The following is a 2,754-nucleotide window of genomic DNA, read 5'->3' on the forward strand; positions in this document are numbered from 1 at the left end:
ATGCTATACGAACTCATCCCCACCATGCCGGAGCCTCGCCTGCTGCCACTGGTCCAGAAATTCGCCGATATGCTCGCCGACCTGCCCGTCTTCGCCGAGACTTTCGGGGCAGTGTGAAAATGAGGGGAGTCTTGAGGGGTGTGACCGGAGCAGCACCGGCAGCGCACCAGTTCGACGCGCTTTGGAATTCGGCATCCGAGGTTTTTGCGATTGCCGAAAACCATATGAATTTCCTGAATGTACTTTATTCGGTTCAGCTGGCGCTCTTGCAGAGCCTGATGGTGTTTCCGATTGGTCTGGTGTTTTTGATCTATGAATCAACGAGGATTTTAACGGATATCGTTGTTTGCTTGGGTCCGTTTGTTCTTTCGGGATATTTATTCGGTGCAACACGCGGTGTGGCTGACCGATTTGTCGGTAAGCTCATCGGTCTAATGATCTTGACGCTGCTCGTTGATATTGTGCTGGCGATTATCATCAATGGCTTCGTCACTTATGTGAATAGCACGTTGGGAAATGTCACCACGGCGTCGAAGCCTGAAGCAATTTTGATTTGCACGCAGCTCGTCATCTTTCTGGCAATCGGCAGTCTGATCACCCGCTTCTTGCCTGGAATCGCCGCCTATATCGGCGGCGGTATTTCCGTCAGCCCGCTCGCCATGGCCGCGTCGGCAACGCAAGCGGGACGTATCGTTCAATCTTCACGAGGCAGATCAAATACAGGATTGGTCCGATGATCAGCAATGCTCGGCTTGTTCCATATTTCGCCGAGGGTGCGAGTTGCGCTTTTTGGGCGTGGATTCTCTACCGGCGGTTCGTGTCATCCAAACTGCTTCCAGGCATTTTGGGCTTCGCAGGTAAATTCCTGAAGCTTTGCCTCATTCTCATCACCTTCGGGCTTCTCGCGGGGTGCTCCAATCCCGATCCTCTTGCCATGGCGTCCGGTCCGCTCTTCGCGCTGAATGCGGGGCATTGGCAGCCGACGCCGCAGGATTTGGCATCGCCGCCCAAGGTCGCGGACCGGTAGGGCGTGATGGATCAGAACTCCGGCGCATTCCCTCTCGCGCCTGCCATGTTGGATAAGCATTACAAGGAGGTTTTGTCCTTTCAGGAATCGCGGGCGCGCTCCGCACGGCGGCTCTCTAAGGGCGCGCTGGTGGCGTTCGGCGTCTCCATGCTCGCCAATCTGGGGCTGGCATGGGCGGTGGCCTCGATGCTGCCGCTAACCAAATTGATGCCGGTGTATTTTCTGATCCGCCCCGATGGCACGATCGATGATTCCGTCTCGCTTTCAACCTTGCCGCCATCTACGCATCAGGCGGTGATTCGCGCGGCACTTTGGCAATATGTGCAGATGCGGGAGGGTTATTCCTATGACACCGCCCGCTATCGGTATGACATCGTCTCCGGCATGTCAGATGCTGCGGCGAAAGCCGCCTATCAAACGTGGTTCAACTATCCGAACCCGCAATCCCCGCAGGTGACGATCGGCAAGAATGGTGTGGTCACGGTGGAGCCGATCTCTGTGGCGCTGATCGGCCCTGGCGTGGCGCAGGTGCGCTACCAGCGGATCTTCGAGGCGGGCATGAATACCGCTGTTACCACGACTTGGACCGCAACGGAGCAATTTGAGCTGGTCGATACGATGCCCGATGCCGAACGGCTGGATGACCCCGGCGGCATCATCATCACCAGCTACCAGGATGAAGAGGATACCGCGCCATGAGGCGGGCTTTTGCGCTGGTGTTGTTGAGTGGTTTGGCGGGCATGGTGACGATGCGCGGCGCTTATGCCGATCAGACGCCGGATGCCGGGCATTATGACAGTCGCATGCGTTACGTTGCCTATAACCCCGGGCAGGTGGTGCATCTATCGACCATCGTGGGGGCGACGATGGTGGTGAGCTTCGCGCCCGACGAGACGGTGACGTCGGTAGCCGAGACCGACAGTCTGCATCTGGCGGCGGTGCCGAAGGGGAATTACCTCTTCCTCAAGCCCAGCGCCGCACTGAAATTGCAGCCGATCATCGTGCTCACGCAGCGCCGGGACGGCTCGCTGCGGCGCTATGTTTTCGAGATCGAGACGGTGACTGCCCCGACCACGGCGGATGGCGCCAAGGGCGTGTTCTACTCGGTGCAATTCACCTATCCGGCGGATGCAGCCAAAGCGGCGGCGGCGCGCGCGGCCGCGGAGGCCAGGAAGGTAGCGGCGCTCAACCGGCTGGCCTTGCAACGGGCCACGCAAACCGCTGCACAGGCGGCATTCCAGAACGAGCAAAGCAATCCTTACGCCGGGCCACGCAATTACAAATATGTCGGGCAAGGGGATCACTCGCTGGCGCCGCTCGCGGTGTGGGATAATGGCTACTCCACGGTGCTGCAATTCGCCGGGAATGCCCGCATCCCATCGATCTTTGTCATCGAACCGGATGGGCAGGAGGCCACGGCCAGTTACGCGGTGAATGGCGATATCGTGCAGCTCGACCAGACCGCCCGGGAATGGCGTCTGCGCGATGGTGGCACGGTGCTGAATATCTATAATCTCGGCTATCAATCTGTCGGTGGTAACCCCGAGACCGGGACGACCAGCCCGGATGTGTCGCGGGTCGTTGTGCCGCTACGGGATTCACACATTTGACTGGGTAGCGAGGACGAAGCCTGCGGCCATTGAGGCGAACTGTGCCCATCCGGCTCGCATGGTTTTTGGCCCCGGTGGTTTATAGTAACAATTCCAGCCACCGAGTCGCGCGACGAT

At 58.8% G+C, this 2,754-nt stretch carries 4 protein-coding genes; all 4 read left to right on the forward strand.

Going from position 1 to position 2,754, the window contains the following annotated elements:
• Positions 1–140: 140 nt before the first annotated feature.
• From AiwAL_RS19960 to AiwAL_RS19975, 4 genes are read left to right on the forward strand one after another with little or no spacing between them, the layout of a single operon-like run.
• Positions 141–737, forward strand: a complete 597-nt coding sequence (locus AiwAL_RS19960) for a type IV secretion system protein (RefSeq protein ID WP_262313462.1) — start codon at positions 141–143, stop codon at positions 735–737.
• Positions 734–1,027, forward strand: a complete 294-nt coding sequence (locus AiwAL_RS19965) for a type IV secretion system lipoprotein VirB7 (RefSeq protein ID WP_262313463.1) — start codon at positions 734–736, stop codon at positions 1,025–1,027. Before AiwAL_RS19960 ends, AiwAL_RS19965 begins: the two co-directional genes overlap by 4 nt.
• Before the next feature lie 6 nt (positions 1,028–1,033).
• On the forward strand, positions 1,034–1,726 hold the full coding sequence (locus AiwAL_RS19970) for a type IV secretion system protein VirB8 (protein ID WP_262313464.1): 693 nt from the start codon (positions 1,034–1,036) through the stop codon (positions 1,724–1,726).
• On the forward strand, positions 1,723–2,637 hold the full coding sequence (locus tag AiwAL_RS19975; RefSeq protein ID WP_262313465.1) for a TrbG/VirB9 family P-type conjugative transfer protein: 915 nt from the start codon (positions 1,723–1,725) through the stop codon (positions 2,635–2,637). The genes AiwAL_RS19970 and AiwAL_RS19975 overlap by 4 nt, the downstream gene beginning before the upstream one ends.
• The last annotated feature ends 117 nt before the right edge of the window (positions 2,638–2,754 follow it).

The organism is Acidiphilium sp. AL (assembly GCF_025499445.1).
Classification (GTDB): domain Bacteria; phylum Pseudomonadota; class Alphaproteobacteria; order Acetobacterales; family Acetobacteraceae; genus Acidiphilium; species Acidiphilium iwatense.